Source organism: Mesorhizobium sp. M0037 (assembly GCF_040323635.1).
In the GTDB taxonomy this organism is placed as follows: domain Bacteria; phylum Pseudomonadota; class Alphaproteobacteria; order Rhizobiales; family Rhizobiaceae; genus Mesorhizobium.
Genome location: NZ_JAMYVB010000008.1, coordinates 115,644 through 136,024 on the forward strand (window position 1 = coordinate 115,644; position 20,381 = coordinate 136,024).

The 20,381-nt window shown below is 62.1% G+C and carries 18 protein-coding genes; 10 read left to right on the plus strand and 8 right to left on the minus strand.

The window, feature by feature from the left end; translation table 11 throughout:
• Nucleotides 1-59 precede the first annotated feature (59 nt).
• Entirely contained in the window at nt 60-1,577 is a 1,518-nt protein-coding gene (locus tag NKJ78_RS14550) for a DegQ family serine endoprotease (RefSeq protein WP_023682088.1), read from the plus strand.
• Nucleotides 1,578-1,620: 43 nt separating this feature from the next.
• Here the strand turns inward: NKJ78_RS14550 and NKJ78_RS14555 are convergent, their stop codons facing one another.
• Entirely contained in the window at nt 1,621-2,193 is a 573-nt protein-coding gene (locus NKJ78_RS14555; RefSeq protein ID WP_023744631.1) for a GNAT family N-acetyltransferase, read from the minus strand.
• The gene (gene serB / locus NKJ78_RS14560; protein ID WP_352460255.1) at nt 2,190-3,077 is read right to left on the minus strand and encodes a phosphoserine phosphatase SerB; all 888 of its coding nucleotides are present in this window, start codon (nt 3,075-3,077) and stop codon (nt 2,190-2,192) included. Before serB ends, NKJ78_RS14555 begins: the two co-directional genes overlap by 4 nt.
• Between serB and miaA the strand changes: the two genes are divergently transcribed.
• Both miaA and NKJ78_RS14570 read left to right on the plus strand, forming a co-directional pair.
• Nucleotides 3,067-4,050, plus strand: a complete 984-nt coding sequence (gene miaA / locus NKJ78_RS14565) for a tRNA (adenosine(37)-N6)-dimethylallyltransferase MiaA (protein ID WP_352460256.1) — start codon at nt 3,067-3,069, stop codon at nt 4,048-4,050. The two genes, serB and miaA, sit on opposite strands and share 11 nt — an antisense overlap.
• Nucleotides 4,051-4,181: 131 nt before the next feature.
• Complete coding sequence (locus NKJ78_RS14570; protein WP_023690907.1) at nt 4,182-4,973, plus strand: GGDEF domain-containing protein; 792 nt, start codon at nt 4,182-4,184, stop codon at nt 4,971-4,973.
• Nucleotides 4,974-5,250: 277 nt separating this feature from the next.
• Here the strand turns inward: NKJ78_RS14570 and NKJ78_RS14575 are convergent, their stop codons facing one another.
• On the minus strand, nt 5,251-7,083 hold the full coding sequence (locus NKJ78_RS14575; RefSeq protein ID WP_352460257.1) for an ATP-binding protein: 1,833 nt from the start codon (nt 7,081-7,083) through the stop codon (nt 5,251-5,253).
• 173 nt (nt 7,084-7,256) lie between these two features.
• Here NKJ78_RS14575 and NKJ78_RS14580 point away from each other — a divergent pair, with 173 nt between their 5' ends.
• Together NKJ78_RS14580 and NKJ78_RS14590 are read left to right on the plus strand one after the other, a co-directional pair.
• Nucleotides 7,257-7,802 carry a helix-turn-helix domain-containing protein gene (locus tag NKJ78_RS14580; RefSeq protein WP_352460258.1) on the plus strand — a complete coding sequence of 182 codons (546 nt, stop codon included), beginning with the start codon at nt 7,257-7,259 and terminating at the stop codon, nt 7,800-7,802.
• Between the two features lie 326 nt (nt 7,803-8,128).
• Entirely contained in the window at nt 8,129-8,650 is a 522-nt protein-coding gene (locus NKJ78_RS14590) for a GNAT family N-acetyltransferase (protein WP_352460259.1), read from the plus strand.
• Here the strand turns inward: NKJ78_RS14590 and NKJ78_RS14595 are convergent.
• Nucleotides 8,647-10,449, minus strand: coding sequence for an NAD(P)/FAD-dependent oxidoreductase (locus NKJ78_RS14595; protein WP_352460260.1), 1,803 nt, complete (start codon nt 10,447-10,449; stop codon nt 8,647-8,649). The two genes, NKJ78_RS14590 and NKJ78_RS14595, sit on opposite strands and share 4 nt — an antisense overlap.
• Before the next feature lie 138 nt (nt 10,450-10,587).
• Nucleotides 10,588-11,478: a LysR family transcriptional regulator gene (locus tag NKJ78_RS14600; RefSeq protein ID WP_352460261.1), complete on the minus strand. Its 891-nt coding sequence runs from the start codon at nt 11,476-11,478 to the stop codon at nt 10,588-10,590.
• 122 nt (nt 11,479-11,600) lie between these two features.
• On the opposite strand from NKJ78_RS14600, the gene tmpA reads away from it, so the two are divergent.
• The 3 genes from tmpA (at nt 11,601) to NKJ78_RS14615 (ending at nt 14,155) form a co-directional block, all read left to right on the plus strand.
• Nucleotides 11,601-12,752 carry a 2-trimethylaminoethylphosphonate dioxygenase gene (gene tmpA, locus NKJ78_RS14605; RefSeq protein ID WP_352562489.1) on the plus strand — a complete coding sequence of 384 codons (1,152 nt, stop codon included), beginning with the start codon at nt 11,601-11,603 and terminating at the stop codon, nt 12,750-12,752.
• The gene (gene tmpB / locus NKJ78_RS14610) at nt 12,749-13,333 is read left to right on the plus strand and encodes a (R)-1-hydroxy-2-trimethylaminoethylphosphonate oxygenase (RefSeq protein ID WP_023707734.1); all 585 of its coding nucleotides are present in this window, start codon (nt 12,749-12,751) and stop codon (nt 13,331-13,333) included. The genes tmpA and tmpB overlap by 4 nt, the downstream gene beginning before the upstream one ends.
• A gap of 393 nt (nt 13,334-13,726) precedes the next feature.
• Nucleotides 13,727-14,155, plus strand: a complete 429-nt coding sequence (locus tag NKJ78_RS14615) for a hypothetical protein (protein WP_023750905.1) — start codon at nt 13,727-13,729, stop codon at nt 14,153-14,155.
• Nucleotides 14,156-14,204: 49 nt separating this feature from the next.
• Here the strand turns inward: NKJ78_RS14615 and NKJ78_RS14620 are convergent, their stop codons facing one another.
• The 3 genes from NKJ78_RS14620 to NKJ78_RS14630 form a co-directional block, all read right to left on the minus strand.
• Nucleotides 14,205-14,852 (minus strand): LuxR C-terminal-related transcriptional regulator, encoded by a 648-nt coding sequence (locus tag NKJ78_RS14620; RefSeq protein ID WP_023682079.1) that lies wholly within the window; start codon nt 14,850-14,852, stop codon nt 14,205-14,207.
• Nucleotides 14,849-16,240 (minus strand): sensor histidine kinase, encoded by a 1,392-nt coding sequence (locus NKJ78_RS14625; protein ID WP_023690914.1) that lies wholly within the window; start codon nt 16,238-16,240, stop codon nt 14,849-14,851. The genes NKJ78_RS14620 and NKJ78_RS14625 overlap by 4 nt, the downstream gene beginning before the upstream one ends.
• Before the next feature lie 163 nt (nt 16,241-16,403).
• The gene (locus tag NKJ78_RS14630; RefSeq protein ID WP_023731684.1) at nt 16,404-16,706 is read right to left on the minus strand and encodes a DUF1236 domain-containing protein; all 303 of its coding nucleotides are present in this window, start codon (nt 16,704-16,706) and stop codon (nt 16,404-16,406) included.
• Between the two features lie 582 nt (nt 16,707-17,288).
• Between NKJ78_RS14630 and NKJ78_RS14635 the strand changes: the two genes are divergently transcribed.
• Both NKJ78_RS14635 and NKJ78_RS14640 read left to right on the plus strand, forming a co-directional pair.
• Nucleotides 17,289-18,251 (plus strand): DUF1236 domain-containing protein, encoded by a 963-nt coding sequence (locus tag NKJ78_RS14635; protein WP_023668350.1) that lies wholly within the window; start codon nt 17,289-17,291, stop codon nt 18,249-18,251.
• 330 nt (nt 18,252-18,581) lie between these two features.
• Nucleotides 18,582-20,378: an acetolactate synthase 3 large subunit gene (locus NKJ78_RS14640; RefSeq protein ID WP_023668351.1), complete on the plus strand. Its 1,797-nt coding sequence runs from the start codon at nt 18,582-18,584 to the stop codon at nt 20,376-20,378.
• Nucleotides 20,379-20,381 lie beyond the last annotated feature (3 nt).

Genomic DNA, 20,381 nt, shown 5'->3' on the forward strand with positions numbered 1-20,381 from the left:
TGACGCGACGCGGCGTTTTGCCGAAGCGCTTTTTCTTTTCAGATTCCGGGAGGCTTTCGATGACATCCAACACCCTTCTGCGCGCGGCGCGGCGGACGTTCATCGCAGGTGCTGCGGCACTTATGGTCGGCGCGCTTGCCGTTCCCGCTTTCGTGACGCCGACGGTGGCCGCGGACGGACCGGCTTCGGTTGCCGACCTCGCCGAAGGCCTGCTCGGTGCGGTGGTCAACATCTCGACCTCGCAGACCGTGAAGGGCACGGAAGGTCCGGGCGCGGTGCCGATGCCGCAGCTGCCCGAGGGTTCGCCGTTCCAGGATTTCTTCGACGACTTCTTCAAGAACCGTGGCGGCGACAAGGATGGCGGCGCGCAAAAAGTGCAGTCGCTGGGCTCCGGCTTCGTAGTCGACGCCGAGCAAGGCATTGTCGTCACCAACAACCACGTTATCGCCGATGCAGACGATATCGAGGTGAATTTCTCCGACGGCGTGACGCTCAAGGCGACGCTGGTCGGCACCGACACCAAGACCGACGTGGCGGTGCTCAAGGTCGACCCGAAGGGCCACAAGCTGACGGCGGTGAAGTTCGGCGATTCCAACAAGATGCGCGTCGGCGACTGGGTGATGGCGATCGGCAATCCGTTCGGCCTTGGCGGCACGGTGACGGTCGGCATCGTCTCGGCCCGCAACCGCGACATCAATTCCGGCCCCTACGACGACTTCATCCAGACCGACGCCGCCATCAACCGCGGCAATTCCGGCGGGCCGCTGTTCAACAGCCTGGGCGAGGTCATCGGTATCAACACGGCGATCATCTCGCCGTCGGGCGGCTCGATCGGCATCGGTTTCTCCATCCCCTCGCAGCTTGCCTCGGGCGTCGTCGACCAGCTGCGCCAGTTCGGCGAGACCCGTCGCGGCTGGCTCGGCGTGCGCATCCAGCCGGTGACCGACGACATCGCCGAGAGCCTCGGCATGGCGACCGCCAAGGGCGCGCTGGTGGCCGGCGTCATCAAGGGCGGACCGGTCGACAACGGCACAATTCTCGCCGGCGACGTCATCATCAAGTTCGATGGCAAGGACATCCATGAAATGCGCGACCTGCCGCGCGTCGTGGCGGAAAGCCCGGTCGGCAAGGCGGTCGACGTGATCATCGTGCGCAAGGGCGTCGAGCAGACGGTGAAGGTGACGCTCGGCCGGCTTGAGGACGGCGAGAAGGTCGCTGCCGGTGAGGACGGCACTACCGATGAGGACAAGGGCGGCGACAAGGCGCCCGCGGTCTCCACGGCCTCGGTGCTCGGCATGACCGTCGGCGAGCTCAATGACGACACACGGAAAAAATTCGGCATCGCGGCCGACGTCTCCGGCGTCGTCATCACCGACGTCACCAAGGATTCGGCCGCCGCCGAGCGCGGCATCCAGGCCGGCGAGGTGATCACCGAAATCGCCCAGGAATCGGTCGCGACCCCGAAGGACGTGATGGACCGGATCGGCGCGCTGAAGGAGCAGGGCCGCAAGAATGCGCTCTTGATGCTGGCGTCCAAGACAGGCGAGTTGCGCTTCGTGACGATCCGGATGGATTGAGTCCGGAAAGCCCCATAACCGATTGTCTTCAGGGAAAGGGCGGCTAGCGAGCCGCCCTTTTTCGTGCCTGCCAGTCCGTGCGTGACAGTTTGTAGAGGACATGCCGCTTGAGGTGCGGGTGGCTGTCAGGGATGGATGGGTGGTCGAAATCGCGAGCCGGGTCAGGGCTCATGCCAAGACGCTCCATGACGGCCGTCGAGCGGCGGTTGGCTGCGACGGCGAAGGAGACGATCTCGTCGCGGTCAAGCGTTTCGAAGCCAAAGGCGAGCCAGGCTTCGGAGGCCTCCGTGACATAGCCCTTGCGCCAGAATTCCGGCGCCAACCGCCAGCCGATCTCGATCGTATCGGAAGGCAGGGACGGCACGTGATCGGTCTTTAAGAGACCGACGAAGCCGATGCATTCCCCAGTCGCGGCGATCTCGGCGGCGGCAAAACCAAAGCCGTCCTCGGCGATCCAGCCCCGAAACTCGTCCATCTTGGCATCCGTCTCGGCGCGGTCGCGGCGGAACGGAAAGAATTCCATCACCCGCTCGTCCGAATTGATGCGGTGGAAGAGTTCGCGGTCGCGGTCTTCCCAGTTGCGCAGGATGAGGCGCTCGGTGCGCATCGGTTTCATTGGGCGAACTCTTCCTGGCGGTAGCCCTGGAGATAAAGCAGCGCGGTGAGATCGCCATGGTCGATGCGGACCTTGGCTTCGGCAGCAACGGCCGGCTTGGCGTGGAGCGCGACACCGGTGCCGGCCAGGCGGATCATGTCGAGGTCGTTGGCGCCGTCGCCGACCGCAATCGCATCGAATGGCGTCAGGCCGAGGCGGGCCGAGATATCGTTCAGCGCATCGGCCTTGGCGGCGCGGCCGAGGATCGGCTCGGCGACCAGGCCGGCAAAGCGCCCGTTCTCCTCGATCAGGCGGTTGGCACGGTTTTCCTCGAAGCCGAGCATGGCGGCGACACGGCTGGTGAAGACGTCGAAGCCGCCGGAGACAAGCGCCGTCCAGGCGCCATTGGCGCGCATCGTCTGCACCAGGGCGTGGCCGCCCGACGCCAGCGTCAGGCGGTTCGCGATGATGCGGTCGACAACGGCGGCATCGAGGCCTTTCAGCAGCGCCACGCGTTCACGCAGCGCCGGCTCGAAAGCGATCTCGCCGTTCATCGAGCGTGCGGTGATGGCGGCAACGCGGTCCTTGACGCCGATCTCGTCGGCGAGTTCGTCGATGCATTCCTGGTCGATCATGGTTGAATCCATATCGGCAAGCAGGATTGTCTTGCGGCGGCTTTCGGCCTGCTGAACGATCACGTCGACCGGCTCTGAACCAAGTGCTGTGCGCAAGGCCGCACTTGCCTCAGCGGCTTCTGCCCCCTCGGGCAACACCAGATCGCAGGCGACGCCTTCGCCCAGCCAGCGAACAGCGCTTGCACCGACCGACCGTGAGGCCATATTCGCAAGCGAGGCCGACATCGCGCGGCTGAGGGGGTGGGACACAAGCGTGGCAATGAGCGGCATCGAAACTTCCAAGCAGCTAGGCGAGGGCGGGCAGGCGGGCGAGGGCCGCGTGAAGAACGCGATCCTGATAGCCGGGCCGACAGCCAGCGGCAAGTCGGCGCTGGCGCTCGATCTCGCCGAGCGCAAGGGCGGCGTTATCGTCAACACCGATTCCATGCAGGGCTATTCGGTGCTCGATGTGCTGACGGCGCGGCCGAGCGCTGCCGACCTCGCCCGCGCGCCGCACTTTCTCTATGGCCACGTGCATCCCTCGACCGCCTATTCCACCGGCGCCTGGCTGCGGGACGTGATGAAGCTGATCGATAACGGCACGCTCGCCCGACAGCCCGATGACGCCGGCTTTGAACGTCCGGTGATTTTCGTCGGCGGCACCGGGCTCTATTTTCGCGCACTTGCCGAGGGCATTTCGGAAATGCCCGACATTCCGCAGCAGGTACGCGACCGCTGGCGCTACGAGTTAAAGGAGCAAGGCGCAGCCAAGCTGCACCGCATCCTGATGCATGAGGATTCGGCGGTCGCCATGCAGCTGAAGCCGACCGACGGCCAGCGCATCGTGCGGGCGCTGGAGGTGCTCGACGCATCCGGCCGCTCCATCCTCGAATGGCAGGCAGCGCGCGGCCGGCCGCTGATCGACCGCGACAGCGCTCGGTTCTTCGTTATCGAGCCGAACCGCGCCGCCCTTGTCGAGCGGATCGAAACAAGGTTCGACCGCATGCTCGATCTCGGCGCGCTCGATGAGGTCAAACGGCTTGCGGCGCTTGGCCTCGATCCCGACCTGCCGGCGATGAAGGCGATCGGCGTTCGCGAACTTTCGGCCGCGATGGCTGGTGACACCAGCTTTTCCCAGGCCATCGCGCGCTGCAAGGCAGCGACGCGGCAATATGCCAAACGGCAAACGACGTGGTTTCGCCATCAGCTGGGACCGGAATGGCTGAGATTGCAGCCCGGCGACGGCCTGCAAGCCGTGATTTGATTTTCGTGCTGCTAATACAATTAAAGAAACAGAAGTAGGAATGAACATTCCCGCTCCGGTTGTCTGGATTAACCGTCCGTAAGGCGCCGGCATGCCATAGATCCGGGGGGTACTTTTCCAACGGGGAGCAGATGCGTTTCCACAAGGCGGAATCCGCATTTTTCGTCTTTATTTTCGTGATCCTGGCCGCAGGCCTGGTGACGCTTTATGCCTATGGTCAATTGCAGTCCATCGCGGTCGGTCACGATACGACTTCCCGGGTCGAGAGGATCGCCTATCTCAACACGCTGCTGTTTGTCACCGGGGTGCTGCTGGCGACAGCGCTGTTCTTCGGCGTGTTCTTCATCTACCCGCTGATTCGTAGGCAGGCCACGGAAGAGGGCAAGCTGCGCGCCATGACGGTTTCGCTCAGCGCCCGCTCGGAAACGCTGCAACATGCGGCATTGACCGACGGCCTTACCGGCATGCAGAACCGGCGCTATTTCGATGATGCGCTGAAGGAATATCTCGAGGAATTCCGCCGCATCGAAAAGCCCGTCGGGCTCATGATCCTCGACCTCGATCATTTCAAGCAGGTCAACGACACGCATGGCCACGATGTCGGCGACGAGGTGCTTAGGGCAGTCGCCAATTGCCTCAAAGGCATGACGCGCTACCACGATGTGGTGGCGCGGCTTGGGGGCGAGGAGTTCGCCGTCGTTACGCCCAACATGGATGCGGAGTTGTTGGGGAAGTTCGCCGAACGCATCCGCAAAGCGATTGCCAACATGTCGGTGCTGTCGGGCAATGTCCGCCTCAAGATCACCACCAGCGTCGGACTAGCCGTCTGGGATCGGAAGGAAACCGCCGAGGAATTCTACCGCCGCGCCGACCGCCAGCTCTACGAGGCGAAGAGGCAAGGCCGCAACCGCGTCTGCGCCTGAAATCCCGGCATTAAATTCGTGAGGCTGGCCGTTTGATGCCGTCTTCTGCGCTTCCGGCCTTCGCCGGCCGAAGCACTCATGAGGTGGTGGCGGCAGCTATGGCTACGGCCGGCGTAGGCCGGTGCTCACGGACTCAATGTCCGCTCCGCTCCGGTTCTCGAAGTCGACACCGACCGACTCAGCCTGACGAATTTTCTGGCGTGATTTACCCAAGCTGGCTGACGAAGCTGATCTCGGAAGTTGACGCGGCTTGCCGGTGGCCAGAAGGGTGTGCAGGCTAATCGTTCTGCGGGCGCATGCCGAAGGTTGTGGGCTTGAGGCCGTAGCGCAGGTCGAAATCGTCGTCCGGCTGGACGCGCTGGGCGGTCGCCGGCTTGCGGTAATCGGGATCGCCGGCCTGGCGGCCGGAGTCCACGACCTCGGCGAAGGCCATCTGCTGCTGCGGTTTCGGCACGTTGCGCAGCCGCTCGACGATGGCGGCGAGATCGACGTCGTTGCCGTCCTGCGAGAACTCGTCCTGCTCTCGCTTGGCGGTGCCGGGGATCAGGTTCTCCGCCAGTTTCTCGAACTTCAGCCGCATGGTCGTCGCCACGCCTTCACCGAAGGCGATGGCTTCGCGCTGGCCCATGGAGGACAGGAAGGCCAGCGTCGAGGCGGAGGAATCGGCGATCGCCGAGCGGATGATCGCCTGGTCCTGCTCGTTGGCCAGCCGCATGGCGAAGAAAGTCGAGCATTGCGACAGGATGGTCGGATCGAGTTCACCCGGGCGCTGGGTGACGACGCCGAGATAGCAGCCATATTTGCGGCCTTCCTTGGCGATGCGCGACAGTGCATGCCTTGTCGGGGCGAAGCCAAGGCGTGGATCGGCCGGCATATAGCGGTGTGCTTCCTCGCACAGCAGCAAGAGCTTCAGCCGGCCCTCGCTCCACAGCGCAAGGTCGAAGGCGAGCCGAGCCAGCACCGAACAGACGGAGTTGACCACTTCGGACGGCATGCCGGCCATCTCGAAGCAGGTCACCGGGCGGCCATGATGCGGCACACGGAAAATATTGCCGATCGTCTCGTGGATCGTGTCCTCGATCAGCCGCGAATTGAACATGAAGCGATAGCGCGGGTCGGACGCGGCGGACTCGATGCGCGTCTTCAGCGATTTCAGCGTCGGGCGGTCGTTCTTGCTTTCCAAGAGGCCCATGCGCTCGTCGATCTGCTTGATGAGATCGACCATGCGGTAGGGCACCGGCGTGTCGGCGGTCAGCGCATCGCTGCCGCGGCGCACGTAAGAGCCTGAATTGGGATTGCGATAGAGGTTCTTGGCGGCGGGGATCAGGTCGCGCAGGACATCGACTTCTTCCGGCACGACCTCTCGGCCGCGAAACAGCACTTCGGCGAATTCTTCAAGCCTGAACATCCAGAACGGCAGGTCAAGCGTCTTGGAATCGACCCGGACGCAGAACTCAGGCAGCGACGCCGCGAATTCATTGTGCGGATCGAGGATGAGGATTCGCAGATCGGGCCGGGCCGCGATCGATTTGCGCAGCAGCAGCGAGACGGCGGTGGATTTGCCGACGCCGGTTGTGCCGACAACGGCAAAATGGCGCGCCAGCGTGTCGTCGATAGCGATGTTGGCGTCGATCGACTCATCCTGCGACAGGGTACCGATGGTGATCGAATGACGCCCGGCGAGATCGTAGACCGCCTGCAGATCACGGGTACGGATGCGGTGCGCTATGGCGCCGATATGAGGATAGGTGGTGATGCCGCGGTCGAACACCGGTTTGGCCCCCGGTTCGGCGCCGTCGCGCACTTCGCCGATCAGCTCGACGCTGACCTCGATGGGGTTTTGTCCCTCATTGCTCCAGGCGCGATCCGACTTGCCGATCTCGTAGACCAGACCAACGGTGCGCGATGTCCCGAGATTGATGGAGATCATCTTGCCGACGGTCCACAGGCCGGTGACCGCTCCTTCGACGTCGTCGGCATAGGCGCTGATGGTGGCGCGCGCACCGTCGCACTGCACGACGTTGCCGAGAATGCGCTTGTCGCTCTGCTCTGCGCGGCGGCGCTCCTGCGAGGTCGGTTCGCCGACGGAGGCTTCGCGCTCGACAAACATACGATCCGATCCCCATTCCCGTGGAGCCTCGATCCTACACAGACGGGGTTAAGGTGGCGTGATGCGGGATGGTGTAGCAGGGGTTAACCCGTCAGCGAAAATTCAACCGGCCGGCCTCTTCCCGCAATCCGAAGATTCGATATATTGGACGAACGACTGATATAGCGAATGACATGTCGGCTACGATCGGCAGACGGATCCATGCCGAAAGAGCCTTGCGGGACTGGTCGTTGGCCGACCTGGCGAACCGCTCCGGCGTCTCCAAAGCCATGCTCAGCACTATCGAGCGCGGCATGACCAGCCCGACGGCGGCGCTGCTGGTGCGCATCGCCGCTGCCTTTGGCATGACGCTGTCGACGCTGATTGCGCGCGCCGAGCAGCAAGGTGGCGGCCTGCTGCGCGAGAGTGAGCAGCCGGTTTGGCGCGACCCCGGTACGGGCTATGTCCGCCGGCATTTGTCGCCGGTTTCCGACACGCCGCTCGAATTGATCCGGGTGCAGTTGCCGGCGGGCGCCAGTGTGAGCTTCCCGGCGGCGTCCTATGCCTTCATCAAGCAGCAGATGTGGCTGATCTCCGGGCGGCTCGAATTCACCGAGGGTGATATGGTGCATAGTCTCGAGCCCGGCGACTGCCTGGCGCTCGGCGCGCCGTCGGACTGCACGTTCCATGCCGTCGGACCGCAGCCAGCTGAATACCTGGTCGCGCTGGTCAGGGGCTGAAATCGTGGCAAGACGTCCCAAGCGCTCCGACAATGGCGGACCGCCGCTCGATGATTACAAGGGTCCGCCATGGGGCAAGGGCGATCCCTACATCTTCCTGGCCTGGCAGGCAGCGCATGCCAAGGCGTGGAAGGCGCCAAGCCGTGACGTGATGCTGATGCGCATGGAAAAGGCCGAGCGGCTTGGCCTGACCTATGAGGAATACACGCTCGAAATCCTCGAACGCGGGCTGCATCTGCAGCCGAAAGACACCGATCGCATCGCCGCGATCAAGGCGAGACGAAAGGCGCCGCGTCGCGCGTCTGGATTAGGAAGGGAAAGTGCAGGTGAGTCCCATCGAAATCAGGTCGCTGACTGCGGAAACACGCGACATGCTGGCCGACCTCCTGATCGAGACGGTCGCGGCCGGCGGCTCCGTCAGCTTCATGCATCCCTTATCCAGGCAAGCGGCGGAAACCTTCTGGAGCAACTCGTTGATGGCAGCAGAGAGAGGCGAAAGAGCGGTGCTGGGCGCTTGGTATGGCGACGCGTTGGTCGGCACCGTCACCTTGCTGCTCGACTTCCCGGTCAATCAGCCGCACAGGGCCGAGATCGCCAAGCTGATGACCCGCGTCGAACACCGCGGCAAGGGCATAGCGAGCCGGCTGATGCGGGCGGCCGAAACGCTCGCCGTCGAGAAAGGCCGCACGCTTCTGGTGCTGGACACCGCAACCGAGGAGGGCGCTTCCGGCCTTTACGAAAAACTCGGCTTCACGCTCACTGGCGAAATACCGGACTTTGCCCTGAAACCGCATGGCGGGCTGACCGGCACGCTCATCTACTGGAAGCGCATCGGCGGCGCTGCCTAACCCTTGTGATGAACCTCTTGCAGCGCGTAGACCGGCGTCGCGATGCCTTCCATGCGCGCCTTCAGCTGCAGCGCCAGGAACTGGGAGTAATGGCGCGACTGGTGCAAATTGCCGCCATGGAACCACAGCGCCTCCTGCTGCGTCGGCTTCCACATGTTGCGGAGCTCGCCTTCCCAGGGGCCTGGGTCCTTGGTGGTGTTGGAGCCGAGGCCCCAGCATTTGCCGACCTTGTCTGCGACCTCCCGTGAGATCAAATCGGCCGCCCAGCCATTCATCGAACCGTAGCCGGTGGCGTAGACGATGAGATCGGCCGGCAGTTCCGATCCGTCGGAGAGCAGAACGGAGTGCGCCTTGATCTCCTTCACGTCGACACCGCTTTTCAGCTTGATCGACCCGTCGATGATCAGGTCGGATGCGCCGACATCGATGTAATAGCCCGAGCCGCGCCGCAGATATTTCATGAACAGGCCGGAGCCGTCATCGCCCCAGTCAAGCATGAAGCCGGCCTTCTCCAGGCCCTTGTAGAATTTGTCGTCGCGCTTCTTCATCTCGGCATAGGCCGGGATCTGGAATTCGTGCAGGATCTTGTAGGGCAGGGAGGCAAAGACGAGGTCGGCCTTGGCTGTGGTCATACCGCTCGCGACCGCCTTTTCCGAATAGAGCGAGCCCAGGCCGATCTCCATCAGCGTGTCCGACTTGACGACATGCGTGGTCGAGCGCTGCACCATGGTGACGTCGGCGCCGGCCTCCCAAAGGGCTGCTGCAATGTCGTGGGCGGAGTTGTTCGAGCCGATGACGACAGCTTGTCTGCCGACATAGGCATCGGGTCCCGGATGCTTCGAGGAGTGATGCTGGTCGCCCTTGAATGTGTCCATGCCCTTGAAGTTCGGCATGTTGGCCTTGCCGGATTGCCCCGTGGCCAGCACCAATTGTTTCGGCATCAGCGTGATGTCCTTGCCGTCGCGGCGCACCAACACCGTCCATTCCTTCTTCCCTTCGTCATAGACAGCGCTCATGGCCTCGGTCGACGACCAGTAGTTCAGCTCCATTACCTTGGCGTACATTTCCAGCCAGTCGCCGATCTTGTCCTTGGGCGCGAAGACCGGCCAGTTCCTGGGAAAGTCGATATAGGGCAGATGGTCGTACCAGACCGGATCGTGCAGGCAGAGCGATTTGTAGCGCTTGCGCCAGCTGTCGCCGGCCCGTTCGTTCTTCTCGACGATGATGGTCGGCACGCCGAGCTGCCGCAGCCGCGCGCCGAGCGCGATGCCGCCCTGGCCGCCGCCGATGATGAGCGTATAGGGCTGCGTCTTGAAGCCGAGCTCGGCGGCCTCCTTCTCGCGCTCCTCCTTCCAGGTCGGGCGGTTCTTGCCATGGCCGTGCTTGGCGCCGAGCGGGCGGTCGAAACCGGCCGGCTCCTCATGGCCCTTCAGCTCGACCATGGTGGTGAGCAGCGTCCAGATCTTGCCGTCCTTCAGCCGGACGTGGCCGAAGCCGCGCGCCACGGACGTCTCGAAACTGATCCAGCCGTCGAGCACGCCGTCGCTTTCCGTGGCACCCTCGCCCCTGGCGATCGCCCAGTTCGACGGTTTGGTCCTGGCCAACTGGCTGACCAGCATGTCGCGCACCTGATCGCGGCCTTCCATCGTCTTGATGTTCCAGGTGAAGGTAACAAGATCGCGCCAAAAACAATCCTCCTGGAAGCAGGCGACCGCCTTGTCGATGTCGCCGGCGGTGAGTGCCGCGCCGAAGCGATCGAGCAGGTCGGAAAGCTTCTTGTTGGGGGCCTTGTCGAGCATTGAATTTCCTCCGCGATTTTTCCTGGCCGCCTGTAGCGAGCGGAACCCTGCCGAAGCTTGACGTCCGGCCTGTCGCAGTATCGCGGCAAATTATGCGCCGCGTCACGTCGTTCAATAGTTTGCCGCGTATTCAGGGGCTTATCGGGAAATCGGGACGCCGAAGACCGTTGCGAACCAGCGGCGGACCGCTTCCTCGGCCGGGCTCAGATGCGCGCCCGAAGGTGCGGTCAGATAGTGGCCGGAACCGCTCGACAGAGCGAAGCCGGAAAGCGTGACAAGCGATCCTTCGCGCAGTGCCGCGTCGGCCAACGGTCGCGATCCCAGCACCATGCCGGCGCCGTGCTTCGCCGCCTCCAGCGCGGTAACGAAACTGTCGAATTTGTGCGTGGGCCCGAGCGCCGGCTTCATCCGGGCGACGGCGAACCACTCGCCCCACATTTCCCGCGCGCCGACCACTGTAAGTCTCGGCAATCCTGTCCAATCCTTGGCCTTGGCGAGATGTGGCGACGCCATCGGCGTCAAGGTTTCGCGGGTGAGGCGGTCGGCCTGCCGTCCGGCAAAGGAGCCGGAGCCAATGCCGAATCGGATGTCGAGACCCACAAAGCGCTCGCCATAATCGGCCGGTGTGTGGATGGTCTCGATCTGTAGCTGGACGAAGGGCAGGTCCTTGGCCATTTGCGGCAGCTTTGGCGCGATCATCAGCACGGCAAACGAGATCGGCGAGCGTATCGTCACGCTCTGGACGGTCTTGGGCTCAAACAACTCGCGCGTGCTGTTGGCGATCACCGCGAAGGCCGATTGCAGATGCGGCAGGTAGGCGGCACCCTCCGGCGTCAGTTCGACGCCGCGCGCCAAGCGGATGAACAGCGGCTGCTTCAACCGCTCTTCGAGAGAACGGATGTGCTGGCTGACCGCAGCCTGGGTCAGGCCAAGCTCGGCCGCGGCGGCGGTGAAATTCGACAGCCGCGCGGCGGCCTCGAAACTCCGCAGCCAGTCAAGCGGGGGCAAGGGCAGGGTTGTTTCAGTCATAAACCGTTTAGGGCCTTTGGCTGCAAAATGATAATTTGAGTTATGCCTTCGACATCATCACGATTGCAACCGGAAACCCTGCGGAGTTGGCTGCGGGGCGCAGCGGACAGGAACGGATCCCCATGCTTAGCCAGGTGCTGATCGGTGACGAAGGAAGAACGATCGACCTCGGGTGGAAGGACGGCGCGCGCACTCGCTTTCACGCAGTGTGGTTGCGCGACAATGCGCTCGACGACAAGACGCGCAGCGCCGGCAACGGCCAGCGGCTGATCACCATTCTCGACATTCCCGTGCAGACATGGATCGGCGCAGCCGCGATCAAGGGCGATGCGCTTGAAGTCAGTTTCGAACCGGAGGGAAAGACGGTGCGCTTTCCTGCGGCATGGCTGAGCGCCAATGCCTATGACCGCGATGCCGCCCGACAGCCCGGCTGGACAGGCGAGGGCACCGTGCGATGGACCAGGGCCTCTATGCAGAATTCGGTGCCGCGCGCCGGCTATCTCGCTGCCAGCCGCGACCGCGCCGTCTTGCGGCAATGGCTGTCGGCGGTGAAGACCTACGGCTTCGCGGTGATGGACGATCTGCCGGCCGAATCCGGGGCGCTGTGCAAAGTGTCCGATCTGTTCGGCTATATCAGGGAGACCAATTACGGCCGCTGGTTCGAGGTGCGCGCCGAGGTCAATCCAACCAATCTGGCCTACACCAATCTTGGCCTGCAGGCGCACACCGACAACCCCTATCGTGATCCGGTGCCGACCTTGCAGATCCTGTCCTGCATCGAAAACACGGTGGAGGGCGGCGAATCCAGCGTCGTCGATGGTTTTGCCGTGGCGGCCGCGCTGCAGGCCGAAAACCCCGAAGGCTTCCGGCTGTTGAGTTCATACCCGGCGCGCTTCGAATATGCCGGCTCGTCGGGCGTGCGATTGCAGGCCAAGCGGCCGATGATCGAGCTCGGGCCGGATGGCGAACTCATCGCCATCCGCTTCAACAACCGCTCGCTGGCGCCGACCGTCGATGTGCCGTTCGCGGAGATGGAGGCCTACTACGCCGCCTATCGCCGGTTTGCCGAACTGATCGAGGATCCGTCCTTCGAAGTGACCTTCAAGCTCGAGGCGGGCCAGGCCTTCATCGTCGACAACACCCGCGTCATGCATGCCCGCAAGCAGTTCTCCGGCGCCGGCAAGCGCTGGCTGCAGGGCTGCTACGCCGACAAGGATGGCCTTTTGTCGACGCTGTCGGCGATCGAACACGAATTCAAGGAAGCAGCGGAATGAGCAGCCAGGATTTGAACGCGAGCAACATCGTCGAATTCATCGCCGATATTTTCGAACGCCGAGGGGCTGAATCCTATCTCGGCGAACCCGTCACCATGTCGGAGCACATGTTGCAGGGCGCCTGGTTCGCCGAAAAGGACGGCGCGCCCGATGTGCTGGTGGCGGCAGCACTGCTGCACGATATCGGCCACTACACCAGCGAGTTCGGCACCTATTCGCCCGACGATGTCGAGGACAAGCATCATGACGAAGCCGGCGGCGAGGTGCTGGCGCCGTTCTTTCCACCGGTGATCGTCGAATGCGTCAGGCTGCATGTCGCGGCCAAGCGCTACCTCTGCGCTACCGACCCCACCTATTTCGGCAGGCTGTCGCAGGCCTCGGTCCACACGCTGTCGCTGCAAGGCGGGCCGATGAATGCCGAAGAGGTGGCCGAGTTCCGCAAGAACCCGTTCCACGAGGAAGCGGTTCGGGTCCGCATCTGGGACGAGGCCGGCAAGATCGCCAACATGAAGACCCGGGCATTTCGCGACTACATGCCGCTGCTGCAACGGGTTGTCCGCGACTTCGCCAATCGCGCCTGATCATAATCCGGGGGAGGAACGGCATGTGCTACCGCTTCGACGGCGAGCATGCGCAAACTGTATGCCGGAGATCTGCCGCAAGAGTCTGCGTGCCCGCAGGCGCTCGCGCCTCGCTGCCGATCCCTACCGGTGACGAGCCTTGTCACCGCGGATTTTATTGCGACATCCGTCGGCGCGGCCAAGATCAGTAGGTCAGACTTCGGTGTATATTTGACTCAGACGAAGGTCTGAGAATCGAGCTGAAAGCACGAAAGGAGAGTTTCCTCAGCGTTTGTAAGCCGCAATTTTGAGCTGTTCATTCTTGAATACCGTGACACATCATGATGTGATGGTGGCATGAATGGAGAAAGGCAGCCCCTGTTTTCATCCGTGCGTCGCCGGGCGTACTTTAGCTTGCGCGTATTCGCGGCGGTTGCGGTGGCGATGCCGGTGCTTGGTCTGCGGTTGAGCCATGTCGACGGCTACAAGATCGAATTCGCCGCTGCCAGCGCCAAGAGCGGAAACAATGGCAATGGTAACGGTGGTGGCAACGGTAGTGGTAACGGTAATGGCTCAGGCGGCAACGCCGGGAATGGCAACGCCAACGGAAAGGGAAAAAATGGTGCCGGCGACAACGCCCCCGGTAGCCAAGCTCCCAGTAGCCAAGTCAATGCCGCTGGCGACACGGTGACGGTACAGGGCGCCAAAATCCAGGTCGTGCATCGCGATGGATTCAGCGAAAGCATCGAGGCCGGCCGCTTCACTATGAAGGATCCGCTTGGAAGGACAATTGTCGAACGCGCCGTAAGGGCCTCCGACATTGCTCGTCTGAAAGGGCTGTAACTGTTGGTTCGCCAACCAGCATCCGACCTTCAGACAAGCCCCGATCTCCCTATACAAGACCCGTTTTGGGCGCGTGCATAAGAATGGCTGCTTCGGTGCGGTTTCGCACCTTTAGCTTTTGAAATATCCGAGTCATGTGGTGTTTTACCGTTTTCTCCTGAAGGTTGAGACGTTTGGCGACTTCTTTATTGCTCAGTCCTTCGCCTACCAAGGAGATTATCCCAAGCTCGCGTCCCGAGAGATTGGCAACGAGATCGGTTGTGCGCTTTTCCGGCCGGATCAGTTCATTCAAAAGCTGCGCTGACAGGGTCGGCGAAACATATTTTTTTCCTGCGGCTATATAAGTCAGCACCTCGGCCAGCGATGCCGCCCCAATCCCTTTCAGCACATATCCGCGTACGCCCAGCCTGAGCGCCGTTGCCAGATCGGCGTTCGCCTCCGAGACGGTGAGCATGACGATCTTGCAGTCAGGCTGAGTTGCAAGAATATTTTCCGCTGCCGCCAGACCCCCTCCCGGCAAACTGATGTCGAGCAGCAATATGTCGGGATTTGCCAAGGCCGCAAGCTGTTCGGCATCCGCCGCGGTTTCGCCCGCACCAACGACTTCGAAGCCGCCGATTTCGGCGAGGCTGCGAGCCACACCCTCGCGAAACAGCGGATGATCATCAACAATGGCAATCCTTATGGGAGCGGTCATTTCTGGTCCTCGATGTTGAGCGTTATGGTCAGCCGGGTCCCCCTGGGGCTCGAAAAGGTCTCGAAGTGACCTCCGATACTTTCGATACGTTCCCTCATACCGGCGAGTCCAAGTCCTTCACACGATCCCGACTGGAATCCAGGGCCGTGATCAAGCACTTGAATGAGGAGCTTGCCCTGCGTCACTCTCGCCTTGACAGCCTGCCCCTTGCCCAGACCGTGTCGCCAGGCATTGTTTAGCCCCTCCTGCGCGAAGCGAAAGATGCTTATTTTCTCGGACGTCCCCAGGTCGGGCAGGCGAGATGGCAGTGAAAGCGATACGGAAGAGGCTGTACGGCGTTCATGTTCGGCAACCGCAAGCCGCAATATCTCCGCGACTGTCGAAGCTTCGATCTGTGGCAGCACGAGGCCGGTGCAGATGGCGCGGATCTCCCGCATCGCCTCATCCAACGTATGATGGATATCGGCGATCTCGGTCTTGCGGTGGCTTGGGGATGCGGCGGGATCGAGCAGCAGAGGGCTGTCCATGCGCAGCGCAGCCAGTGCGACGAGCTGAGCTGGACCGTCATGCAAATCAGACCCGATGCGACGCAAGTAACGTTCGTTGATTGCCGTTGCGCGGCGCGACGCCTGCTGGACGCGCTCCCGCAAAGCGGAATTCTGCTCCAAAAGCAACTGAAGCTCCGCCACTTGTGTCTCAAGCGCTGAACGCTGCGTTTCGATAGTGCTGCTGCCGCGAAGCACGATTCCCGAGAGCATCGCCAAGGCGACCGCGGTCGCGCCAGCCACGAGCAGCCAGCTCGACCATAGTGCCGAGTTTAAAGTGCCCTGAAGATCGTCGGCTATCTCGTAGAACTCGGAAACGGCCACAACATCGCCCGACCACGGCTCTCGAACCGGATTGTAGATCTCGAGCAGCGAGGCGGTGGGGCTCTTCCGTTCCTTCCTTTCATTTTCGTCCAGATCATTGAATTGCGCCACCACGTTTCCGCCGAACGCATGCAGCAAGTTCGCATTTGGCTCGAAGGTCTGGCCAATAAGAGCCGCGTCTTTGGCGTACAGCACCTTGCCATCACGCCGCCAAAGCACGAACGACGCCAGTTTTTTTCCGAGAGCACCCTGGTCCAGGGTTTCATCGAGTGCCCGTTTAACGGTGTCGCTGAGCTGCTGGCTTTTGCGCATATCCGGCAGGATTGGCGCGATGACACTGTCGACGTAAAGCGCGGTCGTGCTTGCAGAGTTGCGGATCACTCCATCTCGTATTTGCGAGGTGACCCATAGGCCGACGACCAGCATCAGCGACAGCAGCCCAATGCTTCCGACTATGATGAACTGCCAAGCCAACGATAGCCTGTTCCAGTTTTGATAGAGACTATCAATGTAGCGCACGTCTCAACCGACCCCGCGAGCTTTGGCCGTGCCAAAATGCCTAAGCCATCCTACATCTAGAACGGTCGATGGTGCGAGCAAGCGCCAGGTTGAATGCCGGGGAAACCGCAATTTCAAGGCATGATCCCACCGCCACCCGCGGGGAACGGCGGTGGGATCAGCGTTACTGTATGATCTTGACGATCTTCCGCGTGCCGGGGTCGACCAGCACGGTTCGCCCGTCGACCACAACGTAGCGATACTTGACGCTCGGCACTTCATGCAGTTCCACCGTGTCGGGAATGGCGGTCCCCACGTTCAATTCGACACCTGGAATCTTCACCGACGCAAGGGGCTGCTTTTTCACGTATTCGCGCACAACCGTTTCCTGCTCCGGCGCGATGATGACGTCTTGAGCAGCAACTACGCCCGCGCTCGCGAGCAGCAAGAATCCGGCAATTGCGGTCGACTGGTACATGGTCGTCATGATTCTCTCCTTCATGCGAGCAACGCTCATGCATCTTGCGCGAGCTCGATTCCGATACGGGTGGTGTTGATGAGGTTGATGCACACCGGGAGCCGAACGGGCTTTTCGCGGCTGCGTTCCCGTGTGGGGCTTCGGTCCGGGCGTCATCGGGCCAATGGACGATAGGGGGAGGGACCAAAGTCTGGTGCCAGGCTGTAGAGGTCCTAGAGCCTCCTCAGGGCGGAACACAGGGTTCTCGGCATCGTTGAGATCAGCACTTGTGGGAGGCGTTAATGGACAACAGCGTCCATCAGGCACGATGGTTGCTCTTGCCTGTTTTCGGGGTAGCCATCCTGGTCATGACGACGGGAGTATTTCTAAGCTTGTGAGGCTGGTGTCATCGCTATGGGATCGCAAGCTCAGGAAAAAATAAAATGTTGCGTTGCATTAATTGTTTGATGCAATTTGTAGGTGATTGTTGCAAAATTACTGCCAACATTCATTGGTCTTCTTAGAAGCCCGATTTTATTCACAAAATGTGGAACAAAGTATTTTTGGCAGAGTTGGCTAGGCTGAGGGACTGACTCTTTAAGGAGAAAGCAGATGAAACATGTGTTGATCACGAGCATGATTGCGCTTGGCGTCGGGTGCGGCGCCGCGATCGCCCAGACCCAGGCCGTGCAGCCGAGCGGTGGCGACAACTGCGCCGCCGGCGCGGCCGATTGCCAGAAGGGCGGCAAGGCCGGAGAACAGGCGCAAGGCAAGATGAAGTCACAGACCGATCAGAATGCACAGGGCCAGGCCGGCGCCACGACCGATCAGCAGGCTCAGGGCAAAGCCAAGCTCAAGACGGATGAACAGGCACAGGGCAAGGCCGGGACCAGTACCGAGCAGAATGCTCAGGGTCAGGCCGGCGCCACGACCGATCAGCAGGCTCAGGGCAAGGCCAAGCTCAAGACGGATGAACAGGCCCAGGGCAAGGCCGGGACCAGCACCGAGCAGAATGCTCAGGGCCAGACCGGCACCAGCACCGAGAAGCAGGCTCAGGGCAAGGCCAAGCTCAAGACCGATGAACAGGCCCAAGGCAAGGCCGGGACCAGCACCGAGCAGAACGCTCAGGGCCAGACCGGCACCAGCACCGAGAAGCAGGCTCAGGGCAAAGCCGGGACCAGCACCGAGCAGAACGCTCAGGGCCAGACCGGCACCAGCACGGACCAGCAGGCCCAGGGCAAGGCCGGGACCACCACCGAGCAGAACGCTCAGGGCAACACAAACGTTCAGACCGACCAGGGCAATACGGCCTCGATCAACAACGTGACCGTCGAGCAGAAGACGCAGGTCACGCAGATCATCCACGAGACCAGGGTTGAGCCGGTGAAGAACGTCGACTTTGACATTTCGGTCGGCATCGAGGTGCCGCGGCACAAAGTGCGCCTGCACCGTCTGCCGGCGCGCATTGTCAAGATCGTCCCGGCCTACGAATCCTATGAGTACTTCGTGCTGGCCGACGGGCGCATCGTCATCGTCGACCCGGATACGTACAAGATCGTGCTGATCCTGACGTGACACGGCAGTGACTCTTGTTCCCGGCGCGGTGCGATTGAGGGGTATCGTATGCGCCGCGGTGGCCCGCCGACCAGCGGCGGCGGGCCACTTGCTTGTCTTTCGCATCGCGCGTTTTTCCCGTTGACACCTTGCCTTTCACCCTCGTAGTGTCGGCCACGATGAAAAAGGCACTCATTCTCGTAGGAAAGCGCGTGGGCAAGGCGGTGTAACCGCCGGGCGAAAACCTCCCATGCGCAACACACAGGCTCCCATCGGGGGCCTTTTTTATTGCCCGAAACACGACTAAACGACCAGCAATCGCCTCATGGCTAGAAGTACGGGACCAGACCGATGAGCAACGGACAGAACGAACGGCGCGAAATGCCAAACAGGGAAATGACTGGCGCCGAAATGGTGGTGCAGGCGCTGAAGGACAATGGCGTCAAGCATGTCTTCGGTTATCCCGGCGGCGCGGTGCTTCCGATCTATGACGAAATCTTCCAGCAGGACGAGGTCGAGCATATCCTCGTCCGCCACGAGCAAGGCGCAGGGCATGCGGCCGAAGGCTATGCCCGCTCGACCGGCAAGGCCGGCGTCATGCTGGTGACCTCCGGTCCGGGCGCCACCAATGCGGTGACGCCGCTGCAGGATGCGCTGATGGATTCGATCCCGCTGGTCTGCCTGACCGGGCAGGTGCCGACTTCGCTGATCGGCTCCGACGCGTTCCAGGAATGCGACACGGTCGGCATCACGCGCCCCTGCACCAAGCACAACTGGCTGGTGAAGGACGTCAACGAATTGGCCGCCACCATCCATGAGGCCTTCCATGTCGCGACGACCGGCCGCCCCGGCCCGGTGGTGGTCGACATTCCGAAGGATGTGCAGTTCGCCAAAGGCATCTATGTGCCGCCGCAGGCGGCGCCGCGCACCAGCTACCAGCCGAAGGTCCAGGGCGACCTGGAAAAGATCAAGGCCGCCGTCGAACTGATGGCCAGCGCCAAGAAGCCGATCATCTATTCGGGCGGCGGCGTCATCAACTCCGGTCCGGAGGCCAGCCATCTTCTGCGCGAACTGGTCGACCTCACCGGCTTCCCGATCACCTCGACGCTGATGGGCCTCGGCGCGTATCCTGCATCGGGCAAGAACTGGATGGGCATGCTGGGCATGCACGGCACTTACGAAGCCAATATGGCGATGCATGATTGCGACGTGATGATCTGCATCGGCGCGCGCTTCGACGACCGCATCACCGGACGGCTGACCGCCTTCTCGCCCAATTCGAAGAAGATCCACATCGACATCGATCCATCGTCGATCAACAAGAACGTGCACACGGAAGTGCCCATCATCGGCGATGTCGGCCGGGTGCTGGAGGACATGGTGCGGCTGTGGCGGGCGAGCGCCAAGGCCGACAAGAAGGCGCTCCATCCCTGGTGGGAGCAGATCGCCAAATGGCGCGCGCGTGACTCGCTCGCGTTCAAGATGAACCACGATGTGATCATGCCGCAATATGCCATCCAGCGGCTCTACGAACTGACCAAGGACATGGACACCTACATCACCACCGAGGTCGGCCAGCACCAGATGTGGGCGGCGCAGCACTATCATTTCGAGAAGCCGAACCGCTGGATGACGTCGGGCGGGTTGGGCACGATGGGCTACGGCCTGCCGGCGGCGCTCGGCGTGCAGATCGCGCACCCGGATGCGCTTGTCATCGACATCGCAGGCGATGCCTCGGTGCAGATGACGATGCAGGAGATGAGCGCGGCGGTGCAGCACAATGCGCCGATCAAGATCTTCATCCTCAACAACCAGTATATGGGCATGGTGCGCCAGTGGCAGCAACTGCTGCACGGCAACCGTCTGTCGCATTCCTACACCGAAGCGATGCCCGACTTCGTCAAGCTGGCCGACGCATATGGCGGCCATGGCATTCGCTGCGAGAAGCCGGACGAGCTGGACGATGCGATCAAGGAGATGATCGCGGTGAAGAAGCCGGTGCTGTTCGATTGCCGGGTGGCGACGCTCGCCAACTGCTTCCCGATGATCCCGTCGGGCAAGGCGCATAATGAAATGCTCCTGCCCGACGAGGCGACCGACGAAGCCGTGGCCAACGCCATCGACGCCAAGGGCAGGGAACTGGTCTAGGTC